General features: G+C 63.6%; 26 protein-coding genes. 14 read left to right on the top strand and 12 right to left on the bottom strand.

Going from position 1 to position 25,792, the window contains the following annotated elements:
• The first annotated feature begins 18 nt into the window (after nt 1–18).
• Nucleotides 19–1,257, top strand: a complete 1,239-nt coding sequence (locus AC0L2L_RS21920) for a cytochrome P450 (protein WP_473581109.1) — start codon at nt 19–21, stop codon at nt 1,255–1,257.
• 264 nt (nt 1,258–1,521) lie between these two features.
• On the opposite strand, the gene AC0L2L_RS21915 is transcribed toward AC0L2L_RS21920, so the two are convergent.
• From AC0L2L_RS21915 to AC0L2L_RS21895, 5 genes are all read right to left on the bottom strand, one after another.
• Entirely contained in the window at nt 1,522–1,866 is a 345-nt protein-coding gene (locus tag AC0L2L_RS21915; protein WP_473581107.1) for a cupin domain-containing protein, read from the bottom strand.
• Between the two features lies 1 nt (nt 1,867).
• Entirely contained in the window at nt 1,868–3,148 is a 1,281-nt protein-coding gene (locus AC0L2L_RS21910) for an O-acetylhomoserine aminocarboxypropyltransferase (RefSeq protein WP_473581105.1), read from the bottom strand.
• A 160-nt stretch (nt 3,149–3,308) separates the two neighbouring features.
• A complete protein-coding gene (locus AC0L2L_RS21905) occupies nt 3,309–3,830 on the bottom strand; it encodes a CoA-binding protein (protein WP_473581103.1) in 522 nt (173 codons plus the stop codon).
• A complete protein-coding gene (locus tag AC0L2L_RS21900) occupies nt 3,827–4,609 on the bottom strand; it encodes an AAA family ATPase (protein WP_473581102.1) in 783 nt (260 codons plus the stop codon). The genes AC0L2L_RS21905 and AC0L2L_RS21900 overlap by 4 nt, the downstream gene beginning before the upstream one ends.
• Before the next feature lie 44 nt (nt 4,610–4,653).
• Entirely contained in the window at nt 4,654–5,475 is an 822-nt protein-coding gene (locus AC0L2L_RS21895) for an enoyl-CoA hydratase (RefSeq protein WP_473581101.1), read from the bottom strand.
• A 154-nt stretch (nt 5,476–5,629) separates the two neighbouring features.
• On the opposite strand from AC0L2L_RS21895, the gene AC0L2L_RS21890 reads away from it, so the two are divergent.
• The 3 genes from AC0L2L_RS21890 (at nt 5,630) to rpsI (ending at nt 7,249) form a co-directional block, all read left to right on the top strand.
• Entirely contained in the window at nt 5,630–6,094 is a 465-nt protein-coding gene (locus AC0L2L_RS21890) for a PaaI family thioesterase (RefSeq protein WP_473581099.1), read from the top strand.
• A 220-nt stretch (nt 6,095–6,314) separates the two neighbouring features.
• The gene (gene rplM, locus AC0L2L_RS21885) at nt 6,315–6,779 is read left to right on the top strand and encodes a 50S ribosomal protein L13 (protein ID WP_473581097.1); all 465 of its coding nucleotides are present in this window, start codon (nt 6,315–6,317) and stop codon (nt 6,777–6,779) included.
• Nucleotides 6,779–7,249, top strand: coding sequence for a 30S ribosomal protein S9 (gene rpsI, locus AC0L2L_RS21880; protein ID WP_036260393.1), 471 nt, complete (start codon nt 6,779–6,781; stop codon nt 7,247–7,249). The genes rplM and rpsI overlap by 1 nt, the downstream gene beginning before the upstream one ends.
• 72 nt (nt 7,250–7,321) lie before the next feature.
• On the opposite strand, the gene AC0L2L_RS21875 is transcribed toward rpsI, so the two are convergent.
• The gene (locus AC0L2L_RS21875) at nt 7,322–8,230 is read right to left on the bottom strand and encodes a LysR family transcriptional regulator (RefSeq protein WP_473581095.1); all 909 of its coding nucleotides are present in this window, start codon (nt 8,228–8,230) and stop codon (nt 7,322–7,324) included.
• A gap of 95 nt (nt 8,231–8,325) precedes the next feature.
• Between AC0L2L_RS21875 and AC0L2L_RS21870 the strand changes: the two genes are divergently transcribed.
• The gene (locus tag AC0L2L_RS21870) at nt 8,326–9,198 is read left to right on the top strand and encodes an aldo/keto reductase family oxidoreductase (protein ID WP_473581093.1); all 873 of its coding nucleotides are present in this window, start codon (nt 8,326–8,328) and stop codon (nt 9,196–9,198) included.
• 201 nt (nt 9,199–9,399) lie between these two features.
• On the opposite strand, the gene AC0L2L_RS21865 is transcribed toward AC0L2L_RS21870, so the two are convergent.
• Nucleotides 9,400–10,458: a glycerophosphodiester phosphodiesterase family protein gene (locus AC0L2L_RS21865; protein ID WP_473581091.1), complete on the bottom strand. Its 1,059-nt coding sequence runs from the start codon at nt 10,456–10,458 to the stop codon at nt 9,400–9,402.
• A gap of 208 nt (nt 10,459–10,666) precedes the next feature.
• Nucleotides 10,667–11,881: an acyltransferase family protein gene (locus tag AC0L2L_RS21860; protein ID WP_473581089.1), complete on the bottom strand. Its 1,215-nt coding sequence runs from the start codon at nt 11,879–11,881 to the stop codon at nt 10,667–10,669.
• A gap of 125 nt (nt 11,882–12,006) precedes the next feature.
• Here AC0L2L_RS21860 and speB point away from each other — a divergent pair, with 125 nt between their 5' ends.
• The 3 genes from speB to AC0L2L_RS21845 all read left to right on the top strand — a co-directional run bounded on the left by speB (nt 12,007) and on the right by AC0L2L_RS21845 (nt 14,916).
• On the top strand, nt 12,007–13,008 hold the full coding sequence (speB, locus tag AC0L2L_RS21855) for an agmatinase (RefSeq protein WP_473581087.1): 1,002 nt from the start codon (nt 12,007–12,009) through the stop codon (nt 13,006–13,008).
• Nucleotides 13,009–13,036: 28 nt separating this feature from the next.
• Nucleotides 13,037–13,969, top strand: coding sequence for an N-acetyl-gamma-glutamyl-phosphate reductase (argC, locus tag AC0L2L_RS21850; RefSeq protein ID WP_473581085.1), 933 nt, complete (start codon nt 13,037–13,039; stop codon nt 13,967–13,969).
• Nucleotides 13,970–14,082: 113 nt separating this feature from the next.
• Nucleotides 14,083–14,916, top strand: a complete 834-nt coding sequence (locus AC0L2L_RS21845) for an aminoglycoside phosphotransferase family protein (protein ID WP_473581083.1) — start codon at nt 14,083–14,085, stop codon at nt 14,914–14,916.
• Here the strand turns inward: AC0L2L_RS21845 and AC0L2L_RS21840 are convergent.
• Nucleotides 14,906–15,994, bottom strand: coding sequence for a COX15/CtaA family protein (locus AC0L2L_RS21840; RefSeq protein WP_473581081.1), 1,089 nt, complete (start codon nt 15,992–15,994; stop codon nt 14,906–14,908). The genes AC0L2L_RS21845 and AC0L2L_RS21840 overlap by 11 nt on opposite strands.
• A 151-nt stretch (nt 15,995–16,145) precedes the next feature.
• Between AC0L2L_RS21840 and AC0L2L_RS21835 the strand changes: the two genes are divergently transcribed.
• A complete protein-coding gene (locus tag AC0L2L_RS21835) occupies nt 16,146–16,361 on the top strand; it encodes a DUF2842 domain-containing protein (protein ID WP_027170462.1) in 216 nt (71 codons plus the stop codon).
• A 58-nt stretch (nt 16,362–16,419) separates the two neighbouring features.
• Here AC0L2L_RS21835 and AC0L2L_RS21830 read toward each other — a convergent pair whose 3' ends face one another.
• Nucleotides 16,420–17,478 carry a polysaccharide deacetylase family protein gene (locus AC0L2L_RS21830; RefSeq protein WP_473581079.1) on the bottom strand — a complete coding sequence of 353 codons (1,059 nt, stop codon included), beginning with the start codon at nt 17,476–17,478 and terminating at the stop codon, nt 16,420–16,422.
• A gap of 91 nt (nt 17,479–17,569) precedes the next feature.
• Here AC0L2L_RS21830 and AC0L2L_RS21825 point away from each other — a divergent pair, with 91 nt between their 5' ends.
• Nucleotides 17,570–18,802, top strand: a complete 1,233-nt coding sequence (locus AC0L2L_RS21825) for a GNAT family N-acetyltransferase (protein WP_473581077.1) — start codon at nt 17,570–17,572, stop codon at nt 18,800–18,802.
• Nucleotides 18,803–19,043: 241 nt separating this feature from the next.
• A complete protein-coding gene (locus tag AC0L2L_RS21820) occupies nt 19,044–19,280 on the top strand; it encodes a hypothetical protein (protein WP_473581075.1) in 237 nt (78 codons plus the stop codon).
• Between the two features lie 74 nt (nt 19,281–19,354).
• Here the strand turns inward: AC0L2L_RS21820 and AC0L2L_RS21815 are convergent, their stop codons facing one another.
• Entirely contained in the window at nt 19,355–19,789 is a 435-nt protein-coding gene (locus AC0L2L_RS21815; RefSeq protein ID WP_473581073.1) for an FKBP-type peptidyl-prolyl cis-trans isomerase, read from the bottom strand.
• Nucleotides 19,790–19,946: 157 nt separating this feature from the next.
• Nucleotides 19,947–22,187 carry a GumC family protein gene (locus AC0L2L_RS21810; protein WP_473581071.1) on the bottom strand — a complete coding sequence of 747 codons (2,241 nt, stop codon included), beginning with the start codon at nt 22,185–22,187 and terminating at the stop codon, nt 19,947–19,949.
• Between the two features lie 262 nt (nt 22,188–22,449).
• Between AC0L2L_RS21810 and AC0L2L_RS21805 the strand changes: the two genes are divergently transcribed.
• From AC0L2L_RS21805 to AC0L2L_RS21795, 3 genes are all read left to right on the top strand, one after another.
• A complete protein-coding gene (locus tag AC0L2L_RS21805; protein WP_027170468.1) occupies nt 22,450–23,013 on the top strand; it encodes a polysaccharide biosynthesis/export family protein in 564 nt (187 codons plus the stop codon).
• A 10-nt stretch (nt 23,014–23,023) separates the two neighbouring features.
• The gene (locus AC0L2L_RS21800) at nt 23,024–24,154 is read left to right on the top strand and encodes a glycosyltransferase (RefSeq protein WP_473581069.1); all 1,131 of its coding nucleotides are present in this window, start codon (nt 23,024–23,026) and stop codon (nt 24,152–24,154) included.
• Nucleotides 24,155–24,252: 98 nt separating this feature from the next.
• Complete coding sequence (locus AC0L2L_RS21795; protein WP_473581067.1) at nt 24,253–25,788, top strand: undecaprenyl-phosphate glucose phosphotransferase; 1,536 nt, start codon at nt 24,253–24,255, stop codon at nt 25,786–25,788.
• Nucleotides 25,789–25,792: the final 4 nt, after the last annotated feature.

Genomic DNA, 25,792 nt, shown 5'->3' with positions numbered 1-25,792 from the left:
GCGCGGTATTGGTCAATCATGATGCCAGCCTATCTCGACTTCGACCCCGCCAGCCGCCGCCTGCGTCTCGACCCGCACGAGCCGGCCTTCGTGCAGAACCCTTATGAGGCCTACGCCTTCCTGCATGGCGCCGTGAACGCCTTCTTCTGGGAAGACTATGGCTTCTGGTGTTTCGGTGGCTTCGACGACGTCAGCCGCTTGCTGCGCGACCGCCGCTTCGGCCGCCAGAACCCGGCCGGGATTCCCGACAGCCGCGGCGTGGGCGACGACCGCTCGCATCTCGTGGCCTTTGATGCGATCGAGGCCAATTCCATGCTGGAGCTGGAGCCGCCGGTGCATACGCGGCTGCGGACTCTGGTCAACCGCGCCTTCGTTTCACGCCAGGTCGAACGGCTGCGGCCGCGCATCGCGGCATTGGCCAACGAGCTGATCGACAGGTTCGCGCCAAACGGCGTCGACCTCCTGCCCGCTTACGCCTCGCCCTTGCCGATCACCATCATCGCCGAGATGCTCGGTATTCCGGTCGAGATGGGGCCGCAACTGCTCGACTGGTCGCATCAGATGGTCGCCATGTACATGCACGGCCGGACGCGCGAAACCGAGGACACGGCCAACCGCGCCGCGCGCGATTTCGCGACTTTCCTGCGCGGCTACGTCGCCGAACGGCGGAAGAAGCCGGGCGACGATCTGCTTTCGCTGCTGATCGAGGCGCGGGACAATGGCCAGAAGCTTTCGGAAGACGAGCTGGTTTCGTCGGCCATCCTGCTGCTCAATGCCGGCCATGAAGCGACCGTGCACCAGACCGGCAACGCGGTGCGCTCGATCCTCGCGCAAGGCGGCGACCCGCGCCGCTTCTTCGAAACGCCGGAGAGAAACGCCGCAACCGTTGAGGAATGCCTGCGCTTCGACGCGCCGCTGCATATGTTCCTGCGCTATGCCTATGAGGAAGTCGAAGCGGCGCCGGGTATCCTGGTCAAGCCGGGCGAGACGGTCGCGCTGCTGCTCGGCATGGGCAATCACGACCCCTTGGCCTTTGCCAAGCCCGGTACATTCAACCCGGCCCGCATGGACCAGAAGAATGTCTCTTTCGGTGCCGGCATCCATTTCTGCATCGGCGCGCCGCTGGCGCGGCTGGAATTGCAGGTGTCGCTGAAGGCCTTGTTCGAGCGGCTGCCGAAGCTGCGCCTGGCTGAGACGCCGCGCTTCCGCGACAGCTATCATTTCCACGGGGTGGAGCGGGTTGCCGTCCAGTTTTGAGCCGAGGCCTACGCGGCTTCGTCATCCTTGGGCGCAGCGACGCGAAGCGGAGTGAAGACCCGAGGATCCATTCCGTGACTTCGGCGAAGGATGCAAGCGGAGCAGAATTCTGCGCCGTGGCACGCGCCTCGACGTCACGGCATGGATTCTATGGTCTGCGCGCGTCGCTTCGCTCCTTGCTTCGCCATAGAATGACGAGGCGATGGGCGTTCTGGCCAATCTCCCAAGGTGACAATGTGCGGCGGGAATGATCAGAGGCCCGATTCAAAGCCGGATCACATATTCCTTGCGCGTGGTCTCGAGCACTTCCCAGGTCCCTTTGAAACCCGGTCGCAGCACGAAACTGTCGCTGGCCCGCACGGTGCGCGCCTCACCGTCGTCCTCGGTGATGACCGAAACGCCGGCCAGGATGTGGCAGAATTCCCATTCGTCATAGGCGATGCGCCATTTGCCCGGTGTCGCTTCCCAGATGCCGGCATAGAGGCCGCCGTCGCGTTCCTCGACATTCCAGGTGCGGAATTTCGGATCGCCCGAGATCACCCGGTCCGGGGCCGGCGCGCCGGCCTCCGGTTCGACGCTGTCGACATCGACCACAAGAAAGGCGGACATATCAGACCTTGCCGAGCGCCTGATCGAGATCGGCGACGATGTCGTTGACGTCCTCGATGCCGATCGACAGCCGCACCGTGTCCGGCCCGGCGCCGGCCTTGACCTTCTGCTCGTCGGAAAGCTGGCGGTGCGTGGTCGAGGCCGGATGGATGACCAGCGACTTGGTGTCGCCGACATTGGCGAGATGCGAGAACAGTTCCAGCGCCTCGACGAACTTGACGCCGGCCTCGTAGCCGCCCTTGAGGCCGAAGGTGAACACGGCGCCGGCGCCCTGCGGCGAATATTTCTTCTGCAGCGCGTTGTTCTTGTCGCTCGGCAGTCCGGGATAGTTCACCCAGGCAACCTTGGGATGGTCGGAGAGCCAGCCGGCTACGCTCGCCGCGTTGTCGCAATGACGCTGCATGCGCAGCGGCAGCGTCTCCAGGCCGGTCAGGATCAGGAAGGCGTTGAAGGGCGAGATCGCCGGGCCGATGTCGCGCAGGCCAAGCACGCGCGCGGCAATGGCGAAGGCAAAATTGCCGAAGGTCTCGTGCAGCACAAGGCCGCCATATTCGGGGCGCGGCTGCGACAGCATCGGATATTTGCCGGACTTCGACCAGTCGAAGGTGCCGCCATCGACAATGGCGCCGCCGATGGAATTGCCGTGCCCGCCAATGAACTTGGTCAGCGAATGCACGACGATATCGGCGCCGTGCTCGATCGGCCGCACCAGGTAGGGCGAGGCCAGCGTGTTGTCGACGATCAGCGGCAGGCCGTGCCTGCGGGCGATGTCGCCGATCTTCTCGATGTCGACGAAGATGCCGCCGGGATTGGCAAGACTTTCGATGAAGATCGCCTTGGTCTTGTCGTCGATCTGGCTTTCGAAGGTCGCCGGATCGTTCGCTTCGGCCCAGCGGACCTCCCAGCCGAAATTCTTGAAGGCATGGCCGAACTGGTTGATCGAGCCGCCATAAAGCTTGTTGGCGGCGACGAAATTGTCGCCGGGCTGCATCAGATTGTGGAAGACCAGCACCTGAGCGGCATGGCCCGAAGCGACGGCAAGCGCCGCGGTGCCGCCTTCCAGCGCTGCCAGGCGCTCCTCGAGCACCGCCTGCGTCGGATTCATGATGCGGGTGTAGATGTTGCCGAAGGCCTTCAGCCCGAACAGCGAGGCAGCATGGTCGGCATCATCGAAGACAAAGGAGGTGGTCTGGTAGATCGGTGTGGCGCGGGCGCCGGTTGCCGGATCGGGCTTGGCGCCGGCATGAACGGCTAAAGTGTTGAAACCGGGCGTACGGGTCATCGAGACCTCCCTCTCAAATCTTTCAAAAAATTGCCGGGCATTCTTGGCGAAGCCCGAGTTGGAATGCAAAGAAGAAAATACCTTTCGGGGCACGATCTGCGACGAACGCCCGGGAAAATCCATTTCGTCCCGGAATAATTTTGCGTGAGTTACCGCGCGCCTATTTCTGCCGTACGCCGAAGCTCTGGAAGCCCTGTCGCATTATCGGCTTCTTCGACGACAGAACGCCGGAGTTGACGCCGGTCCAGCCGATCTCGCCGGACAGCTTGCCATATTCGATCTTCGGGCAGCGGTTCATCACCACCCTGATGCCGGCCGCCTCGGCGCGGGCAGCCGCCTCGTCATGGCGCACGCCAAGCTGCATCCAGAGAACCTTGGGCAACGGATCGAGCTTGAGCACCTGGTCGACGATCCCCGGCACCGCCGACGAGGCGCGAAAAACATCGACCATGTCGACCGGCTGCGGCAGGTCGGCCAGGCTGGCATAGACCGTGCGGCCCAGGATCTCCTTGCCGGCATGGCCAGGGTTGATCGGAAACACCGAAAAGCCCTTGGCCAAAAGATATTTCAGCACGAAGTAGCTCGGCCGTACGTCGTTGGGCGATGCGCCGACCATCGCGACGGTCTTCACCGCGTTCAGGATGTCGGCGATATAGACGTTGTCGTAGGTCTCGTGATTCATGGCTCGTCCTCATACAGCGCTTCGGCGAGAAAGACAGCCGGATCGCTGCAGAAGTCGCGCATCATGCGAAAATGATCGGTGTCCTGAAAATCGATCAGGTCGAGCCCGGAGCGGCTGATGCGGAAGAGCCGCGCGTGCGGGCAAGCCATCAGCAGCGGCGAGTGCGTTGCCATGATCACCTGCGCGGTGCCGGAGCGCTCCATGCGCCGGAGCAGCTTCAGCAGCTCGATCTGGCGCGTCGGCGACAGCGCGCTTTCGGGCTCGTCGAGGATGTAGATGCCTTGCCGGCGGCAGCGCTCCTCGAAGAAGCGGATAAATCCCTCGCCATGCGACCAGGACAGGAAATCGGGCGGCGGTGGCTTGAACGGATCCTCGAGCGCCGCCCGGTCGAGATAGCGTGCGACGGAATAGAAGGATTCAGCCCGGAAGAACCAACCGGCGGTGACTTTCGGCAGCCAATGACCGCGCAGCGTGTCAGCGAGGGACGCGCCGCTTTTGTCGATGGCAATGGAATGGTCGACCGGGCGGTAGCCTTTGCCGCCGCCGGCCTCGTCATAGCCGGCCAGCGCGCCGATGGCCTCGAGCAATGTCGATTTACCGGTGCCGTTCTCGCCAACAATGATGGTGATGGCGCTCGTGAATTCGAACTCGAATTCGCGGGTCTGGAAGATCGGCAGGCTCCAGGGATACTTTTCCCAGTCCGCGACGCGCGACGGCTCAAGCAGGATGCGCTTGAGATAGGGCGCCTTCAGCCGCGTCAGTTGCTTGCGGGCAGCCACGTCGAACCTTCAGCGATGGAATGGCGCGGCTTCATTCAACCCGGCTACTCGTCGGTCCATTCCGGCTTGCGCTTGCCGATGAAGGCGCCGATGCCTTCCTCCGCGTCTCGCGCCAGCATGTTCTCGACCATCACGCGGCCGGTATGGGCATAAGCGTCGGCTAGCCCCATTTCGGCTTGGGCGTAGAAAGCTTCCTTGCCGGTCCTGACGACCAAAGACGATTTGGATGCAATGGTTTGCGCGTATTTGTTGACAATCTGATTCAGATATTCGCGCGGCACGATGCGATTGATCAGGCCGAAATCCTTGGCGGTCGCGGCGTCGATCGTCTCGCCGGTCAAAAGCATTTCCATCGCCTGCTTGCGCGAGACGTTGCGCGACAGCGCCACCATGGGAGTCGAGCAGAACAGGCCGATATTGACGCCAGGCGTGCAGAAGGTCGCTTCATGTGAAGCGATGGCAAGGTCGCAGCTGGCGACCAGTTGCAAGCCGGCGGCGGTGGCGAGACCATCGACCTCGGCGATCACCGGCTTCGGATGGCGCACGATTGTCTGCATCAATTTCGCGCAGGCCGCGAAGGTCTTTTCGAAGAAGGCTTTGCCGCGATCCGCTTCAGCACGGTGCGCCGTCATTTCCTTGAGGTCGTGGCCGGCGCAGAACACCTTGCCGGACGCCGCCAGGATGATGACGCGCACGGATTTGTCGGCCTTCACGCGATCGAACTCGGCCTGCAGCGCTGCCATCGTCGCCAGCGAGAGCGCATTGGCCGGCGGACTGGCAAGCGTGAGGCGCAAAACGCCCTTGTCCTGGCTGACAAGAACGGGGCCGTCGGCGACGGCGGGCTTGATGGCAACGACTTCAGCCATTTCGCAAAACCTCTCGATTTGCTCCCGCAGCCCATGGAGCAACAGAACTAGCACGCTGCCGGTTGAAGAACAGCCGCGAGGCGTGTTTTCTCCGTTGCACTGCTTGGTCCAGGCCTGTCGCCCGGAGCTTGCCATCTCATATAGGATGCCGCCCATGCCCGCCCAAAGCAATCTGAAGCCAATGCTCAACGCGGCCGAAGTCAATGCGCTGATGGCAAGCGTCTATCCGCAGCTCAACGACAACTTCACCTCCTACGAGGCGATCGAAGTGTTTCCCGGTGGCTGCACGGTGCGGCTCAATGCCGATGAACGGCATCTGCGTCCCGGTGGCACGGTCTCGGGCCCGGCCCTTTTCACGCTGGCCGACATCGGCGGCTATGTCTGCGTACTCAGCCACGCCGGGCCGGACGCGCTTTCCGTGACGGTCAACCTCGACATCAACTTCATGCGCAAGGCGGAGGCAGGGCCGATCGACGGCCATTGCCGGATCCTGAAGCTCGGCAAAAGCCTGATGGTGTTCGACATCGACATCGTCGCTGGACAGGACGGCCAGACCGTAGCGCACGCCACCGGAACCTATTCAATCCCGCGGAAGCGCGAGAGTGATGCGGTAAAATAATACCACCTTATCAAGCTATTGTTTTTACTTTATTTTATTCGCCAAGTTCGTTTTCGATTGCCTTGACGCGTCCGGCACCCTCGCCTATAAGCCGTCTCGAAGCAGCGGCCCTTAACGGCCGCCGTTTTGTTATTGGCGGGCGGCGCTCCGCCAATCCAAGCAACAAGAAACGCCTTTCCTGCCCCTGGCGGACGGGAAGGGTCAACCTGAGAGCAAAACCATGGCTACCTTTTCGCAGAAGCCTGCGGATGTGGTGAAGAAGTGGGTGCTGATCGACGCCGAAGGTCTCGTCGTCGGTCGTCTGGCCACTGTCATCGCCAACCATCTGCGCGGCAAGCACAAGCCCACCTTCACCCCGCATGTCGATGATGGCGACAATGTCATCGTCATCAACGCCGACAAGGTGGTGTTCACGGGCAAGAAGTACACCGACAAGATCTATTACTGGCACACCGGCCACCCCGGCGGCATCAAGGAGCGCACCGCGCGCCAGCTGCTCGAGGGTCGTTTCCCCGAGCGCGTCGTCGAGAAGGCCGTCGAGCGCATGATCCCGCGTGGTCCGCTTGGCCGTCGCCAGATGAAGAATCTCCGCGTCTACGCAGGCACTGAGCATCCGCACACCGCCCAGCAGCCCGTCACGCTCGACGTAGCCAAGCTGAACTCCAAGAACAAGAGGGCTTCGTAATGGCTGAGCTTTCCTCGCTCGCAGAACTCGGGACCGTCGCCGCGCAGCCGGCCGCGCCCGTGCATGTCCAGAAGCTCGACAAGTCGGGCCGCGCCTATGCCACCGGCAAGCGCAAGAACGCCATCGCGCGCGTCTGGGTGAAGCCGGGCTCCGGCAAAATCACTGTCAACGACAAGGAATTCGCGAGCTATTTCGCGCGTCCGGTGCTGCAGATGATCCTCAACCAGCCGATCGTCGCGGCCAACCGCGCCGGCCAGTACGACATCATCGCCACCGTCATCGGCGGCGGCCTCTCCGGCCAGGCCGGTGCTGTGCGTCACGGCATCTCCAAGGCGCTGACCTACTACGAGCCGGGCCTGCGCCCGGTGCTCAAGAAGGGCGGCTTCCTTACCCGCGACAGCCGCGTGGTCGAGCGCAAGAAGTACGGCAAGGCGAAGGCCCGCCGCAGCTTCCAGTTCTCCAAGCGCTAAGCTTTACGGGTTCCAAGCTTTCGAAAGGCCGCCTCCGGGCGGCCTTTTTTGTTTCTGCTACCAGTGTTTCTGCTACCAGTGCCCAGTCGGTGCCTTGATATAGTCTATGAAGGCGCGCAGCGGCGCGGGCACCAGCCGGCGCCCGGGATAGTAGAGAAACGGCCCCGAGAAGCTTTGCCACCACGGCTCCAGCACGGGTTCCAGAACGCCGGTCTCGAAATACGGGCGCACCCAGTCCTCGAAAAGCCAGAGGATGCCGACGCCAGCAATTGCCGCGTCGACGGCGAGGTCGACGCCGCCACCGATGCTGACGACCAATGGCCCCGTGGGATCGACCCGCACCACCTCACCATCCCGCTCGAACTCCCAGGGCGTCATGACCCCGCTCGGGAAGCGGCCGCGCACGCAGGCATGGCCAAGCAGGTCACGGGGATGCTGCGGCCGACCGTGCCGGTCAAGGTAGGCCGGCGCGGCGGAGGTGGTGAAGCGCTGCGTGCGCGGTCCGATCGGCACCGCGATCATGTCCTGCTCCAGCCGCTCGTCATAGCGGATGCCCGCATCGCAGCCGGCCACCAGCAGATCGATAAAGTTCTCCTCGGCAATCACCTCGAGGCGAATGGCAGGATAGGCCGCAAGAAATCCGGGGACGATCTTGGGCAGCACCAGGCGCGAAGCGCTTATCGGCACGTTGAGGCGCAAGGTTCCGGCGGGCCGGTCGCGAAAGCCGTTTACCACGTCCAGCGCCGCCTCGACCTCGCCCAAAGCCGGGCCGAGCCGCGCCAGCAGGCCGGCACCAGCCTCGGTCAAAGCGACGCTGCGCGTCGTGCGGTTGAAGAGCCTGACGCCGAGCTGGGTCTCCAGACGGCGGATGGCTTCGCTGAGCGCGGACGCGCTGCCGGCCGTGGCGCGGGCGCCCTCGCGAAAGCCGCCGGCGCGTGCCACGGCCATGAACGCCTGGAGATCGTTGAGTTCAGCCGCCATTGTTCGAAAATCCGCACAAGCCGTTTCGACTATACCCAATTATCATGACAGCGGCCATGGCCTATCTCCCTCGCCGACAGCGAAGGAGAACCACAATGTCCAGCGTAGACAAATCCGGCACTTACAAACTCGGCGACCATTCGGTCCGGCGTCTCGGCTACGGCGCCATGCAGCTTGCGGGCAAAGGCGTGTCCGGTCCGCCGAAGGACCACGACGCGGCCATCGCCGTGCTGCGCGAAGCGGTGGCGCAAGGCGTGAACCATATCGACACAAGCGATTTCTATGGCCCGCATGTGACCAACAGGCTGATCCGTGAGGCGCTGGCGCCCTATCCCGACGACCTCGTCATCGTCACCAAGATCGGCGCCCGCCGCGGCGACGATGCGTCCTGGCTGCCGGCCTTCGCGCCGAAGGAGCTCGAGCAAGCCGTGCATGACAACCTTCGCAACCTCGGGCTCGAGGTGCTGGACGTGGTCAATCTGCGCCTCATGTTCGATGCGCATGGCCCAGCGGAAGGCTCGATCGAGGCGCCGCTGACCGCGCTTACCGAATTGCAACGCAAGGGCCTGGTGCGCCATATCGGCCTCAGCAACGTCACCCGTGCACAGATCGCGGAAGGCCGAGGGATCTGCGACATCGTCTGCGTGCAGAACCAGTACAATCTGGCGCACCGGGACGATGACGCGCTGATCGACGAGCTCGCCCGCGACGGCACTGCCTATGTGCCGTTCTTCCCGCTCGGCGGGTTCAGCCCGCTGCAGTCCTCGGCGCTGTCGGGTGTGGCGAAACGGCTTGGCGCGACGCCGATGCAGGTGGCGCTGGCGTGGCTTCTGCAGCGTTCACCCAATGTGCTGCTGATCCCGGGCACGTCGTCGGTGGAGCATCTGCGGGAGAACCTGGCGGCGGCGGAGCTGGAGCTGTCTGGGGAGGTGTTGCGGGAGTTGGATGGAGTCGCGAAAGCAGCTTGAGGTCGGCGCCATCACCCCGCCCGCGCCTGCGGCGCGACCTCCCCATCAAGGGGAGGTAGGGCACCGCGCCTGTCTTTCGCAACCATGCGGCTTGCCACAACCTTTGCAGTCTTCGGTTGTTGGCGAATAGCTGCGACCTCCTACCTCCCCTTGATGGGGAGGTAGGCGAAGCGCCGGGTGGGGTGAAGCGCTGACTCCAGACTAATTGATGCTCGCCGTATGCGCCGGCTCAGCTTGCTTGATGTCCGTCGTGTATGGCACGCGAAAACCATTCGCTCTCAGCCAGTCGATCGCCGCCTTGGGCTCATCGGTCTGGATGATGGTGGCGCCACGGTCGACCCAGAAACCCCAGGCTTCGCGCGGCAGGCCGGCGGCGACGGCGAGCTCATCGCCGCGACCGCCGGCGAGGAAGCCGCCCGGCTTGTTGACGATGGCGTAGGTGTCAGCCCAGAGATGCCAGTCGCCGCGCACCGCTTCCGCGCGCATGCGGGTGGTGAACAGCTGGCCGCCATTCACGGTCGGCGTCTCGGCGCCGTTGCGCCAGTTGATCAGTTCGACCGCGCGGACGGAGAATGCCCGGCCTACTTCCTGGGCAAAAGCAGTGTCATGCACCGCGTCGTCAGCGAGGATCGGCATGAACTGGAAGCCACCGCCCGCCCGGGTGAGCGCGGCCCTCGCAGCGTCGATGCGCTGCCGGTTCCACAGGTTCTCCTTGACGATCACCTGATCGGCCATGCCGAGATCGCGCGCCTCCGCGATCATGCCGGGCAGGTCGGTCACCTCGAGTTTGTTGTCGAGGTTGATCAGGATCCTGTCCCTGGTGGTGAGCAGCATCTCGCGCAATGTCGAAACCGTCTCACTGGTGACAGCGCCCTTGCCCTCGATCACCAGCCGGCACTTCTTCAGCGCGGCAAGCGTATAGTTCACCACCTCGCCCTTGCAGGTCGTCGTGCGGTCGAGCCAGCTGTCATGCATGACGACGAGCTCGCCGTCCTTCGAACGCCTGATGTCGACCTCGACGATCTCGGCGCCGATCGCGATCGAGCCCTCAACCGCGGCGAGCGAATTCTCGGCGTAAAGCGTCTTGCCGGCCTGCATGCTGCCGGCGCGGTGCGCGGCGATCATCACATGGTCGCGCCACTGGTTGGCGTGTTCGAAGCGGTCGAGGATTTGGGCGGCGCGCGTCTCGCCGGCAAAGCTTTGGCCAGAGACTGCGGCAAGCGCGGCGGACAGAAGAAGGCTCAGCCAGAGTGTTCGCATCGGGAATCGCTCCGTTCCGGGTCGTGACCCGGTTAAGCGACGCCCATGACAGGCAGGTGAACGAAGCCGGCTAGCGGTTAGAGCGGCTCACGGTTTCGCGGAAACGGCGAGCCGCTCAACCTCCTTGTTTTTGGCGCAATTCCGGACGGAAGGGCTACGGCGAAGTCGCCGAGCCTAACCGCTTCACACTTTCCTGGAATTGCTCGGGTCAAATCCGCTTGGAAAGACGGCGGAACCAGGCCAGCGCTGGCATTTCGACGAAGCGCCAAGTGAACCAGGACGCGACGATGACGGCGATCAACATGGCGATCAAAGCCGCGAAACCGATCCATGGCGAGCCGGTGCCGAAGCCGGTCGCGTGGTCGCCACGCAGCATCAAGTCGCCGACGATGCCGAGCCCGAGCCTGCGTTCGATCAGACCGCCGACATTGATCATGCGGGCCTGGACGAAGATGTGAACCATGTAGATCGAATAGGAGAGCGAGCCGAGCAACAGCATCGGCCGGCTGCGCAGCAGTGCGCTGACCCATCCGCCTTCATGGGCGAAAAGATAGAGCGCCAGCGCGAAGACAACCGGCGCCGCAATGCCGGTGTCGTTATCTCCCGCCACCGAGACGAACAGCGCGATCACCGCGATCATCGCAAGCTCGGCCAGCGTCCAGGCGAGGCGCCCTGCCCCGCCGCTAAGCGCCTGTCGCGCCTCTGCAATGGAATCGTGTTGAAACCATGCGAGCAGCGCGCCGAGCGAGAAGCCGTAGAGGCAGCGGATGAAGCCGAAATCGAAGGACACGTCCATATGACGCGTCGACAGCGCAAGCAGGAAAAGGGGCGCCGTAACGGCTGCGGCGACGAACCATATCCAGGCACGCTGGCCGGCGGTGAAGACGACGGCGGCAAAGAGCAGATAGGTGAAGAACTCGGCCGAAATGCTCCAGCTTGGCGCATTCCAGCTCAGATGATCCTCGACGCCCATGCCCTGCAAGAGGAAGAGGTTGGCGACGAGGCTTTTCAGGTCGAAACCGGCGGTGAAGGGTGCGGGACCCGTTCCGTGCAAGGCCGGCAGGACCAGGCGCAGCGCCTCGAAGCCGGCGAAAGCGGCAAGCATCAGAACATGCAGCGGATAGATACGGCCGAAGCGCACCAGCGCGAACCGGGCAAGATCGTCCTGCTCATTCAGCCGGCTGCCATAGGCGCTGGCGATGACGAAGCCGGAGAGCACGAAGAAGAAATCGACGAACAGATAGGAGCCGCCGACAAAGGCGCTCTGCGAAACCATCGAGGTGGTGGGGAAGTGGAACAGCGCCACCAGCAGCGCGCAGATACCGCGCCAGGAATCCAGCACCAGGAAGCGCTCGCCGGCCGCCGTGCCGACACGGGTCGCCGCGGGTGCCGGTACAAGGTTGAGCAAAGCGGTCTCAGCCATAATGATACAGATCCTGTGTTGCCGTGGCACTCGCCGAGCGCCGCCCCGTTTCCGCAAGCTGTGACTGGCATGTTGCGTGCCGGTTCTGTAGTGGTGGCTGCCCCGATGAGAACCGAGGATCCGTAATGGCGAACAAAGAGATCGACCACGCCTTCACCGCCCGCTCCAAGACGGGCGCGTCGTTCGAGCCAACCTATGCCGGGGCGCTGTCGTTCATGCGGCGCAAATACACGAAGGACGTGAAGGGCGCGGATGCCGTCGTGTGGGGCATTCCTTTCGACGCCGCCGTCACCAACCGGCCGGGCGCCCGCTTCGGGCCGCAGGCGATTCGCCGCGCCTCGGCGATCCTCGACAACGATCCGCAATATCCGTTCTCGCGGGACCTGTTCGAGCACCTCTCGGTGGTCGACTATGGCGATTGCCTGCTCGACAGCGGCAACCACCAGAAGACCCCCGGCACGATCGAACGCGAGGCAGCCAAGATCCTGAAATCAGGCGCGTTCCTGCTGACGCTCGGCGGCGATCATTTCGTCACCTGGCCGCTGCTCAAGGCGCATGCCGCCATCCACGGGCCGCTGGCGCTGGTGCAGTTCGACGCGCATCAGGACACCTGGCCGGATGACGGCAAGCGCATCGATCACGGCTCCTTCGTTGCCCGCGCGGTGAATGAGGGGATCATCGATCCGGACCGCTCGATCCAGATCGGCATCCGCACCCATGCGCCCGACACGTTCGGCATAAAAATCCTCTACGGCCACGAGGTCGAGGAAATGCGCGCCTCCGATATCGCCTATGCGATCGTCGAGCGCACCGGCGGCAAGAAGACTTATCTTACCTTCGACATAGACTGCCTCGATCCGGCTTTCGCGCCCGGCACCGGCACGCCGGTCGCCGGCGGCCCGTCTTCGGCCAAGATGCTGTCGACGCTGCGCCAACTCGGCCAGATCGACATTGTCGGCGCCGACATTGTCGAGGTTGCGCCGGCCTACGATCATGCCGATATAACGGCGATAGCCGGATCGATCATCGCCATGCAATATCTCGGCCTGCTGGCGGAGCGAAAGGCAAGGCTTTACGAATTAAGCAACGGCAATAATGCAGCGGTAAATCAGGCGCACGGCATATAACATTGGAATCGCAGGGAATCTGGCAGATATGAAACCGAAGATCTTCATTGACGGCGAGCATGGCACGACAGGGCTGCAGATCAGGGCACTGCTGGCCGACCGCGGCGACCTGGAGATCATTTCCATCCCGAGCGAGCGCCGCAAGGAAGCTGCCGCCCGTGCCGAATTCCTCAACGCGGCCGATGTCGCGATCCTCTGCCTGCCGGATGCGGCGGCGAAGGAAAGCGTGTCGCTGATCGAGAACGACACGACCAAGGTGATCGACGCCTCGACCGCTCATCGCGTCGCCGCGGGCTGGGAGTATGGCTTCGCCGAAATGGACAAGGACCAGGCGAAGAAGATCGCCGATGCGAAACGCATCGCCAACCCGGGCTGCTGGCCGCAAGGGCCGATCGCGACGTTGCGGCCGCTGGTTGCGGCCGGCCTGCTACCGCCCGACTTCCCGGTCACCGTCAACGGCATTTCCGGCTATTCCGGCGGCGGCCGGCCGATGATCGAGGACTATGTCGGCAAGGGCGAGGACGCGCCCGAATTCCTTCCCTATGGGCTGACGCTGCAGCACAAGCATGTACCGGAACTCCGCACCTACGCGAAGCTGTCGCACGACCCGATCATGCAGCCGGCAGTGGGAAATTTCGCGCAAGGCATGATCACGGTGGTGCCGCTGCAGCTCGGCGGTCTCGATCGCGTGCCGACAGGCGCCGAACTCCACGCGGCGATCGCGGATCACTATGCGTCGATCGATGGCGGCGTAGTCGAGGTCGCGCCTTACACGCATATGGAGCGCATGCCGGAAATCGATCCGGAGGTCTATAACGGCACCAACCGGATGAAGGTCTATGTGTTCGCCAATGACGAGCGGGCGCAGGCGCTGTTGCTCGCCGTCTATGACAATCTCGGCAAGGGCGCTTCCGGCGCCGCCGTGCAGAACCTGGACCTCATGCTCGGCATCAAGCACTAGAGATGATTTCAGGTCGAATCGACCTGAAATCATCCGTCTCTAAATCAAGGAAGTAGGGCATGATGTCGTCCGAAAACCGCTTCACACTTTTCGGCATCATGCTCTAAGCGACAATGCAGGCGTTTCCTGAGTGCTGGAAGATCAGCGCTCCCGAGTTCATTGCCGAGACATTTTCGAGCCGGATCTGGAAAGTGACGCGAGAGGATGGTTCGCCGGCAATCGTCAAGGATCTGAAACCCTTTGACGACGTCGCGGACGAGCTGCGCAGCGAGCACTACCTCGTGTGGCGGCGCGGCGAAGGCGCGGTCCGCCTGCTCCGCCGTGACGGCAACCGCATGCTGCTCGAATATGCCGGCGACAAGCTGCTTTCCGGGCATCTCGCCGAGCACGGCGACGATGCGGCGACCGCGATCGCGGCCGGGGTGATGGCAAAACTCTTCTCGCCCTCGCAGCACCCTGCCCCGCCGGACCTGCAGCCGCTGCGGGAACGCTATGTCAGCTTGTTTCGAGCGGCCAAGGCCGATCGGGATGCCGGGCGACACAGCCTCTATGTCGACGCCGCGGACATTGCCGAGCGCCTGCTTTTTGACCCGCATGACGTCAGGCCACTGCATGGCGACCTGCACCACGACAACATCCTGTTCGGGCCGCGCGGCTGGCTGGCGATCGACCCCAAGGGCGTCATCGGCGATCCCGGCTTCGACGCGGCGAATATGTTCTACAATCCGCTCGACCGTGACGATCTCTGCCTCGATCCGCGCCGGATCGCGCATATGGCCGAAGTGTTCGGCAAGACGCTTGGACAGCCGCCACGCGCCATCCTCGACCATGCCATCGCCTATGGCTGCCTGTCGGCCGCGTGGCATCGCGAGGACAAAAACGCGGTCGACGAGAACCGGGAGTTGGCCGTTGCTGGCGCCGTTCGCAGGGTCCGCCTTAGCTTTTGACCTTGACCTCGGTCGGCAGCGGATAAGCGCCCTTGGTGCCGCGCCAATGGGCAGCGGCGAAGCCGAGCAGGACCAGCGCAAAGCCCTGATGGGTAAGCGCCATATGCAGCGGCACCTGCATCAACAGCGTGCCGATGCCGATCGAAGCCTGCACCACGACAAGCAGGAACAGCAACGTGGCGCGGCGCGCATGTGTGGTGCCCGGCAAACGCCGCCATGTGGCGATCATCTGCCATAGCGCCACGAAGAACACCGTGTAGGCGCCGATGCGATGCACGAACTGCACTGTCTTCGGGTTCTCGAAGAAATTGCGCCAGGCGGGCTCGAGCAGCAAGAGATCGGACGGGATCAGCTTGCCGTCCATCAGCGGCCAGGTGTTGTAGGACATGCCGGCGTCGAGGCCGGCGACCAATCCTCCAAGGTAGATCTGGATCAGAGCCAGGAGCACGACGAAGCCGGCGAGCCGTTGTGTCGAACGGTCGGCGGCCGGCTCGGAATGCGGCGCCAGGCCGCGCGCCACCACCATGGTCGCGGTGAAGATCAACGCGGCAAGGGTCAGATGTGTCGCCAGCCTGTACTGGCTGACCGACACGCGGTCGACCAGACCCGAAGCAACCATCCACCAGCCGATGGCGCCCTGCAGGCCGCCAAGCAGGAGGATACCGACGAGCTTCGGCCCGAGGCCGCGCTCGATACGCCGCGTCGCCCAGAAAAACAGGAGCGGCAAGGCAAAGACGGCGCCGACGCTGCGCGCAAGAATGCGATGCGCCCATTCCCACCAGAAGATCGACTTGAAGGCCTCGATGCTCATGCCCTTGTTGAGCTCGGCATATTGCGGGATCTGCTGGTAGCGCAGGAACTCTTCCTGCCATTCGGCAGCATTCAGCGGCGGGATGACGCCATGAATCGGCTGCCATTCGGTGATCGACAGACCGGACTCGGTCAGCCGCGTCGCGCCGCCGACCAGCACCAGCGCGAACAGCACAAGCACCACGACGTACAGCCAGCCGCGCACCAAGGCGCGGTTGTGCAGGTCGCGGTCGCGTGCGGCATACGGAGCCGCGGTGATGGCAGCCATTTCGCATTCCCGGCGGTTGAAACGCGCGATTGGTGGACCAAGGCTCGCCTTGTGGCAAGACTGCACAGCGCGGCACGCCGTCGCGCCGGGCCGCGACGGTTGCGCGCGGGCTCCAATCGGCCTAAGCGGGGCTGATCAACGAGACCGCGATATGCCCATTCGCCTGAAAAAGCTGATCGGAACCATACTGCTGGTGGCGCTGGTCATCATCTACGCGCTGATCGCCTCCGCCGTCGCGGTCACCAGGCTTGCCGAATACGGACCCACGGCGCATCTCCTGTTCTTCCTGCTCAGCGGATTTCTCTGGGTATTGCCGGCCATGGCCATCATCAAATGGCTGATCATCGAGCCGCGCCCGAAGGTCTGACCCTGGCTGGCGTCAGGCAAGCTCAAAACGCGAATGTGATGCGCGGTGTTGATGCCAGTTAAATCGTGACAACCATCTTGCCGGCATTGGCGAGCGGCGTCGTGATGCCGGACAGCATCGTTCGGATATGGGCTACGCTCTGATAGCGGCCATTGACGGAGATGCGCGGCAGCGCATGAAGGAAGCCGGCATGCTCGGCACGCAGCACCCCATGCCTTGTGGTCACCGCCGAAACATAGCCGGCGTCGCGGGCGAAACCCACCTCGCGGCAGCCGACCGCGCTGGCATAGCCATATGGGTAGGCCAGATGGCGCGGCTCCTCGCCGAGCTTTTCCGCGAGAATGCGGCGGACGTCGCCGATCTCATGGCGCGCGTCGGCCTCGGGCAGCCGCTTCAGGTTCCTATGATTGACGGTGTGCGCGCCGATGGTCACCAGGGGGTGCGCGACCATGGTGCGAAGCTCATCCCAGTTCATCAAGGTGCATGGGCGGCCTGAGCCAAATTCGAACCCGTTCGAACGAGCCAGCCCGCGCAGCGCGGCGCCTTGCTCTTCCTCGGAGACTTCCAAGGTCAGCCAGGCGTTCAGGCGCGCAACAGCCTGGATCTTTCTGCCAGGCGTCGAGCAATCGATGACAGTCGACTTGCCCGCTATGTTCAGCGTCAGGCGCGAACTGGTGTCGACGATGTCCTCGATCACGTCCCACCAGAGGTCGGCGGCACCGTCGATCAAACCGGGCGCGACATAGATGGTGATCGGCGCCCCGTGCTTTTCCAGCACCGGCAGCGCCTCGGTCATATTGTCGCGATAGGCGTCGTCGGCGGTGATCGTGGCGAACTGGCCGCCTTTGCCGCCGACCTTGATGCGTTCGAGCGCTTCATCAAGGGACACAAAGGCATAGCCCCGTCCCTTCATGTCGGCGATCAGCCGGTCGAGGAAGGCAGGGGCGATGTTCAGATGGCGATTGAAGCTGTTGGGCTTCTCCGGAGTCGCGGTGACGCGGTGCAGCATCAAGATGGCGCCAATGCCGCCGACAAACGGCCGCGCCAGAGGCGCAAGGCCGGAGTAGCGGGCAAGGTTCAACGCCAGTTTCCGGATAGCCTCGCCCCCGTCGATCATTCCTTCACCTTTTTCGCCTAGGCTCATTCCAAGCACGAGTTGCGCCTATGCGAACCCCAGGTTGCAACCAATACGTCTTAAGGATTGAGGGATGGTTGACGCCGCCGCGTCATTTGACGGCAACCGGGTCGCGGCCAACGAAGCTTCCGTGCGCCCCATGCGAGCCGATCAAGGCCGGTGGACCGCGACCGCGTGCGACGGCACCGGCCTTGCCGACTACGCGCACTTCTGCGCCTCGGCGCTGTTTGCACCGGCACAAAGCGCGGCCTGGGTGGGCAACTGGGCGACGGCAACCGGCGCGGACATCGCCATCGGAACGCTAAGCGTTGAAGGTCGTCCCGCACTTTCGCTGGCACTGGAGGTGGTGCGCCGTGGCCCATTCAAGCTTGCCCGCTTCGCCGGCGGACGCCACGCCAACGGCAATTTCGCCGCCGCTGACCCGCGGTTCCTGCCTGCCATCGACGGCCCGGCGATCCGCTCGATGCTCCAGGCAATCGCCAGGGCGCGGCCGGACATCGACCTGATCTCGCTGGAAAGGCTGCTGCCGGACCTCGATGGCGTCGCCAACCCGCTCGCCGCGCTGCCCAATTTCCCAAGTCCGAATCTTGCACTCGCGGTCGATCTCGACGGCGGGTTCGAGGCGTTGCTGTCGCGCGCAAGCGGCAAGCGCAAGCGCAAGAAGCACCGCTCGCAGACGCGCAAGTTCGAGGCCGTCGGCACCTTCCGCCGCATCGAGGCCCGCACCTGCGAGGAGGTCGACAGGCTGCTCGACGCCTTCCTCGAGATGAAAGAGTCGCGTTTCGCCAAGATGGGCATCGCCAACGTGTTCGGCGACAGCCGAGTACGCGACTTCTTCCGGGCGCTGTTTGCCGGTGCGCTGACCGAGGAAAAACCGTCCTTCCTGCTGCACGGCCTGGAGGTGGCTGGAAAGCTGCGCGCGGTAACCGGCTCCAGCCGCTCAGGCAGGCGACTGATCTGCGAGTTCGGCGCCATCGCCGAGGACGACCTCGCTTTCACCAGCCCCGGCGACTTCCTGTTCTTCGACAATATCCAGGAAGCCTGCGAGCTCGGCTTCGACTTGTACGACTTCTCGGTCGGCGATGAGCCCTACAAGCGGCTCTGGTGCGACGTCGAGATCCAGCATTTCGAGGTGCTTGCGCCGCTGACGCTGAAAGGCCGCGCGCTGGCAACGACCTTGCGGCAAGGCGCACGCGCCAAGGCCTTCATCAAGAACAACCCGACGGTCTGGAAGCTGACCAAGATGCTGCGCCGGAAGGCGGCCGGCCAGGCGGCAGCGCCTGCCGCTGCCGAGGACGACAGTTAAAGCGTATCGCGCTGAAACGGATTCAGGCGACGCGCTTGTTTCGATTCATGTCGTTGTCCCAGAACCGCTGCACACTTCTGGGCGACATGCATTAGCTCCGGAAAGCCTGTCGGCACGTCGCGCAATCGCCGTCGAGTTCCCGACTGAAATCGTCGAGCAGGTCGAGGTTGAGACCTTCAAATGGCCTTGAGCGGAACCTATCGCCAGCCGAGAGGTTTCCGCACTCAGAAGGAGAACGGCCATGGCCAAGTGCGACCAGTGCGGCAATGACTACGACAAGGCATTCCAAGTGAGCCTGGGCGAGCAGACTTACACGTTTGACAGCTTCGAGTGTGCGATCCAGAAGCTCGCGCCGACATGCCCTCATTGCAGTGCACGGATCATCGGGCATGGCGTCGAGCAGGGCGATATCATCTATTGCTGCGCGCATTGCGCCGCGCAGGAAGGATCCAACGCCCTGATCGATCGCGCGCCTTGAAATTCGCGATCTGCCCCTCCTCTGAAGGAGGTAGCGCTCTTGACCACGATCCTGAGTGGTCCTTCGAGTTCCAGCTACGCCGCCTGAACGATCTCGACCAGTTCAACGTCGAATACAAGGTCCTTTCCGGCCAGCGGATGATTGCCGTCGAGCTTGACGCTGGCGTCGTCCACGCCGACGACCGTTACCTGCATGGCGCGTCCTTCGCGGGTGCGGGCCTGCAATTGGGTGCCAATATCGACGTTGATGTTTTCCGGCACGCTGGCGCGGTCGATGGTTACGACCGCTTCGGGGCGATGGGGGCCATAGGCCTCGCCGGCGGGGACGGTGACGGTGCTTTGGGTGCCGACCTCCATGCCCTCGACATGGGTTTCGAGACCGGGAATCACCTGTCCGTCACCCAGTGTGAATTGCAGCGGCTCACTGCCGGAAGAATCGAATTGGGTGCCGTCGGCCAGACGTCCGGTATAGTTAATGCGTACAGTGTCGCCATTCTTGGCCTGTGTCATAGCAGCCATCCTTTGGAAGTTTTGGAGGGACCAGCCTAGAGCTCACGGTCCCGCTCTCGATCATCCACGCACGAAAGCGCGGCGCGAAACCCTAAAACTAGGTGCTCTGCTGCCGATGTAAAGTGCAGGAACTGCCGAGAAATGTCCTGGTTCAGCCCTATGCAGCCGAACGGCGACCCGGCACCGGCGTTCCCGGCGGCTCGTGGCCGACCGGGGTGACCAGCGTCAGGTCCGGATAGCCGTTTTCGATCAGCTTCACCGCAGCTTGCGTCACCTGGTCGTCGGCCTCCAGCATCGACAGGAAGACCTCGGTGCCGTCGCCGACCAGGCGGCCGATGCCTTGCGCGTCGGCCGGACCGCATTCGACCACGACGAGGTCATAGGCCGTGGTGAGCGACTGCATGATGATCGGCAGCCGGTCGGCGGCGCGCATGGCGCGGACCGGATCGGCGGTGCCAACCGGGATGACATGCGCATCCGAATAGAGATCGGGATGGATGACATCGCTGAACTGCGCCTCGGAGGCCAGAAGATTGGTGACGCCTGGAAACAGGCTTGAGTCCAGCATCGGCCGCGACGCCGCACCCGATGCGGTAAGATCGAGCAGCAGCACGCGCAGGCCGGCATCGGAGACTTCGCGCGCCACCAGCACGGCGGACGCGGCCGCCTCGTCGCCCTCGGGTGACACGAAGATCGCGCGCGCCGCGCCGGAAGCGATCAGCTTCTCCGCCGCCTTGTCGACATCAATCTCGCCGAGCTTCGACGGGGGCGGTTCGGGTTGCGCAACCGCTGCGCTGCTGGGTGTTACCTCAACGGGCGCTGCCTCACTCGCCTTGATGGCTGCCGCCCTCTGAGGCGGCGTCTCAACCATAGGCTCACTGGCCACGACCTCTTCGTAGGGAGCAAAGGGGCCGCCATTATCCTCGGCTTCAGCGACCAACGGCTCGGTGCGCGCGGCAGGCATCGCCACCTGCTCTATATTCTCAAAGCGCGCACCCGGAGCCGGACTCATGGCGCGGCCGGAGAACAGTTCGCCGAGCAGCGTGCCGATCGCCATCAGCAGCAGCGAAGCAGCGGCGGCGGCACCGGTGATCGGCCCGATCTTTGGAAAATAGGGCTGCGACGGCACTTGGGCTTTCGCGATCAGGCTCGCCGCGACAGGCAGGTATTTGCGATCCGTGCGCGAGGCCGCCGCATTGTAGCTTGCCATATAGGATTCAAGCTGTTGGCGCTGAACATTCGCGTCGCGCTGCAAGGCGTCCAGCTGGACCTGCTGCTCGCCGGCGCGCGCGGAGGCGGCCTTCAGGGTGTTGACGTCGGCAACCAGCTGATCCTCGCGGGCCTTGGCCGTCTGGGCCTGCGCCGACAATCCCCGGATGATCTTTTGGGCCTCGTTGCGAATCTGGCCGTCGAGGTCGGCAAGCTGCGACTTGAGCGCCCGGATGCGCGGATGGTTGTCGAGCAGGGTCGTGGAAAGATCGGCGATGTTGGACCTGAGCTCCACCTGGCGCTCGCGCAGGCGCTGGATCAGGTCGGAAGACAGGACTTCCGGCACGCTGTCCAGCGAACCGCCATTCTGCAGCGCCCGACGCACACTGTCGGCGCTCGCCTCGGCGGCGGCGCGATTGGCGCGCACTCGCGACAATTCGCTCGACAGTTCGGAGAGCTGCTGAGTCGGAAGCACCGAATTGTTGCCGCCCATCAGAAGGTCCGACTGGCCGCGGAAGGCCGCGACCTTGGCCTCGGCGTCCTTCACGCGATTCTGCAGGTCGGCGATTTCCGGCGCGAGGAAGTCGGTGGCGGCGGCGTTCGATTCGAGCTTGGCGTCGCCCTTCGAGGCGATATAGGCCTCGGCAATGCCGTTCGCGATCGCAGCGGCAAGCTTGGGATCCTGCGAGGCGAACTCGATCGCGATCGCGCGCGTCTTTTCAACGGCGAAGACATTGAGCTTGTCGTGCATTGCATTCAGCACGCGCTCATCCGGCGGGATATCGAAGGGATCGCTTTTCAAGCCGACGAGAACAAGGATGCGACCGAGCGCCGACATCTTCAGCGCCTCGTCGAACTCCGGCAACTTGTCCAGGTTGAGCTTGGTCGCGACCTGCTTGAGGATGTCGGGAGAGGAAATGATCTGGACCTGGGTGGCCACCCCCTGCTCGTCGAGAATCGGCTTGTCGTCGTCGTTCGTGCCCGGGGGCCGGGTGAACTCCGATTCGCGCGAGCCGATTTCCAGCTTGGCCGTCGCCTTATAGTATGGCGTCGCGAGCCAGGCGAAAGCAAAGGCCAATCCGGTGACCAGAAGCGTGACAAAAACGATGCGCAGCCAGTTCCGCCCCAGGCTGGCGAAAAGCTGTCTCAGGTCGACATCGACGTCTGCGGCCGCGGACTGAACGGACATGCATCCTGCTCCGAACTATGAGTCGAGGATGGACCGTAAACAACTATGGTAACTCACCCGTTAAGATCAGAGCGCAAGCTTATTAGAGAACCCTCAAAGAAGATTGGGCGAAAGCAATAGAACAATTGGGCTTTTTGCCGATCTGCGCCGTCTCGAACCGCACTCCTTTACCGCCCATTAACCCTAACAGGATGATAACGGACGCACTTTCCTGGGGTTGGCCGCGGCTTGCGGCAAGAGCGATGAAGGTTCCTGGCCGGTCATGAAAAGCACTGCTTCCCTCTTTCGCGCTTTGCTTGCCTTGTCGCTGCTCACCGGCTGCTCGAGCTACCGCCCGACACCAGCAGCCTTCCATGAAGTGCTCGACCAGCCCTACCGACTCGGCGCCGGTGATCGCGTCCGCGTCACGGTGTTCGAGCAGGACGGCCTGACCAACACCTACAGCGTCGACCAGTCCGGCTATCTCTCCTTCCCGCTTGTCGGGGCTATTCCGGCGCGCGGCCACACCGCGCAGCAGCTGGAAAAGGAGATCGCCGACAAGTTGCGCCAGGGCTATCTGCGCGATCCCGACGTTTCGGTCGAGATCGACCGCTACCGGCCGATCTTCGTCATGGGCGAAGTCGGCGCCGCCGGCCAGTATTCCTACGTGCCGGGCCTCACGGTGCAGAAGGCGGTCGCGATCGCAGGCGGCTTCACACCGCGCGCCAATCAGGAGAGCGTCGATATCACTCGCGACATCAACGGCAAGGTGATGACCGGGCGGGTGCTGACATCCGATCCACTCCTGCCCGGCGACACCGTCTACGTCCGCGAACGCCTGTTCTGAAAAAGCCGTCGTGGCGGTGACCCTTAGGATCGTCCACTGCTTTCGCTCACCTGTCGGGGGAATCTTCCGGCATGTGCGCGACCTGACCGAGGCGCAGGTCGCCGCCGGCCATGCGGTGGGCATCGTCTGCGACTCGACCACCGGCGGCGACTATGAGGAGCGTCTTTTCGAGGCGATGAAGGACAGCCTGGCGCTCGGCATCCATCGCACGCCGATGCAGCGCCATGTCGGGCCGGGCGACATCGCCTCGGCCTGGCGCACCTACCGAATCATCCAGGAATTGCGGCCGGACGTGCTGCACGGGCACGGCGCCAAGGGCGGCGCCTATGCCCGGCTGTTCGGCTCACTGTTGCGGGTATCAAGGTTTCGCGTTGCCCGCCTTTATTCGCCGCATGGCGGCTCCCTCCACTATGACGAAACGACGGTGACAGGAAAGCTGTTCTTCGGCCTGGAGCGCTTCATGGCGCTCTTCACCGACTGCCTGCTGTTCGTTTCCGACTACGAGCGCAACACCTATCGCCGCAAGGTCGGCGAACCACCCATACCCAACGCGTTGGTCTATAACGGCCTGCGCGCCGCCGAATTCGAACCCGTGGTGACGGCGGCAAATGCCGCCGATTTCTTATACATCGGCATGATGCGCGACCTGAAAGGCCCGGATATCTTCATCGATGCGCTGGCCTTGGCCGGCAACGAGCTCGGGCGCCCCTTAAGCGCGGTGATGGTCGGCGATGGCGACGACCTGGCGCGCTACCACGCGCAGGTCGAGCGGCTCGGTCTCAAGCGCCAGGTCCGTTTCCTGCCGCCGATGCCGGCAAGAGAGGCTTTCGCGCTGGCCGAGCTGATCGTCGTGCCGTCCCGCGCGGAGGCGATGCCCTATATCGTGCTCGAGGCTCTCGCCGCCGGCATGCCGATGATCGCGACCGCGGTCGGCGGCATTCCGGAAATCTTCGGCGAAGGCTCCCCTGCCCTGATCCGGCCGGATCCCGGCGAACTTGCCGGCAAGATGGGGACGGCGCTCGTCGACTTCGACGCCTATCGGAAACTGATGCCACAGACCGGCGAGTTGAAGGCCCGATTCGGAGCCGATGTGATGGCGTCCGAGATCGAGAAGGCCTATTTCGCCGCGTTGAACAAATAACCGCGGCCGCCCTCAACCGCTCCAAAACCACTGGTTGTTTCAAGGCTTTCTTAGCTCTCTTTTGCTATGCAGTTGCGCGAAGCTGGCGGACAGTTCCCATGAATGAGATCGACCCCGCGCGCCGCTTTTCCATTGATGCGGTGCGCAATTACGACGCTCCCGCCGGGAGTGAAAACCCTGGCGGCATCAACGATGTGGCGCGTCAGGTCGCCTCGCAATACCGGCGCGATACAATGTCGCCGATCATGGTCAGCGGCGTGCTGCGCATGGTCGAGTTCGCGCTGCTGTTCCTGTCCGGGCTCGGCGTCTATTTCTACTATGTCGGCTTCTTCAATTATCTGGCCTGGCAATATCCTCTGGCGATCGCGGCGACATCGTTCCTGGCCGTGGTGCTGCTCGACGTGACCGACTGCTACCAGATCGCGGCGCTGATGCGCCCGCTCGCCAATTTCGGCCGCGTGCTGCTGGTCTGGGCCGGCAGCTTCGCGCTGATGGCGCTCACCGCCTTCGCCATCAAGACGTCGGGAGACTATTCGCGCCTGCTGTTCGGCACATGGTTCGTTGCCGGCTTGTTGCTGATCTCCGGTCTCAGGCTGGTGATGTCGAGGCTCATCCGGCGCTGGGCGCGCGACGGCCGCATGGAGCGCCGCGCGCTGATCGTCGGCGGCGGCAAGGCGGCCGAACAGCTGATCCGCTCGGTCGAGAAGCAGCCCTACAACGACATCCGCATCTGCGGCATCTTCGACGACCGCAGCGACAAGCGCTCGCCGCCGATCGTCGCCGGCTATCCCAAGCTCGGCACGATCTCGGAGCTCATCGAATTCGCCCGCATCGCGCGCATCGACATGCTGATCGTATCGCTGCCGCTGACCGCCGAATCGCGCGTCTTGCAGCTTCTGAAGAAGTTATGGGTGCTGCCGGTCGACATCCGGCTCTCGGCGCATTCGAACGCGCTGCAGTTCCGGCCGCGCGCCTATTCCTATATCGGCTCGGTGCCGATGCTCGACATCTTCGACAAGCCGATCAACGACTGGGATTCGGTCGCCAAGCGCGTCTTCGACATCGTCTTCTCGCTGATCGGCATCATCGTCTTCTCGCCGGTGATGCTCGCCACCGCGATCGCCATCAAGCTCGACAGCAAGGGGCCGGTGCTGTTCAAGCAGAAGCGGCACGGCTTCAACAACGAAATCATCGAGGTCTACAAGTTCCGCTCGATGTTTACCGACAGGTCCGACCCGACCGCCAAGCAGACGGTGACCAAGAACGATCCGCGCGTCACCCGCGTCGGCCGTTTCATCCGCAAGACCTCGATCGACGAATTGCCGCAGTTCTTCAATTCGCTGCTCGGCTCGCTGTCGCTGGTCGGGCCGCGCCCGCATGCCATCGCCGCGCAGTCGCACAACCTGCTCTACAACGAGGTGGTCGACGGCTACTTCGCCCGCCACAAGGTCAAGCCAGGCGTCACCGGCTGGGCGCAGATCAATGGCTGGCGCGGCGAGATGGACACCAACGAAAAGATCCGCATGCGCACCGAATACGACCTCTATTACATCGAGAACTGGTCGATGCTGTTCGATCTGCGCATCCTGTTCCTGACGCCGCTCCGCCTGCTCAACACGGAAAACGCCTATTGAGCGC

Source organism: Mesorhizobium sp. WSM4832 (assembly GCF_055811115.1).
Note: the sequence above shows the minus strand (reverse complement) of the source record. Positions and strands in the feature narration are given on the sequence as shown.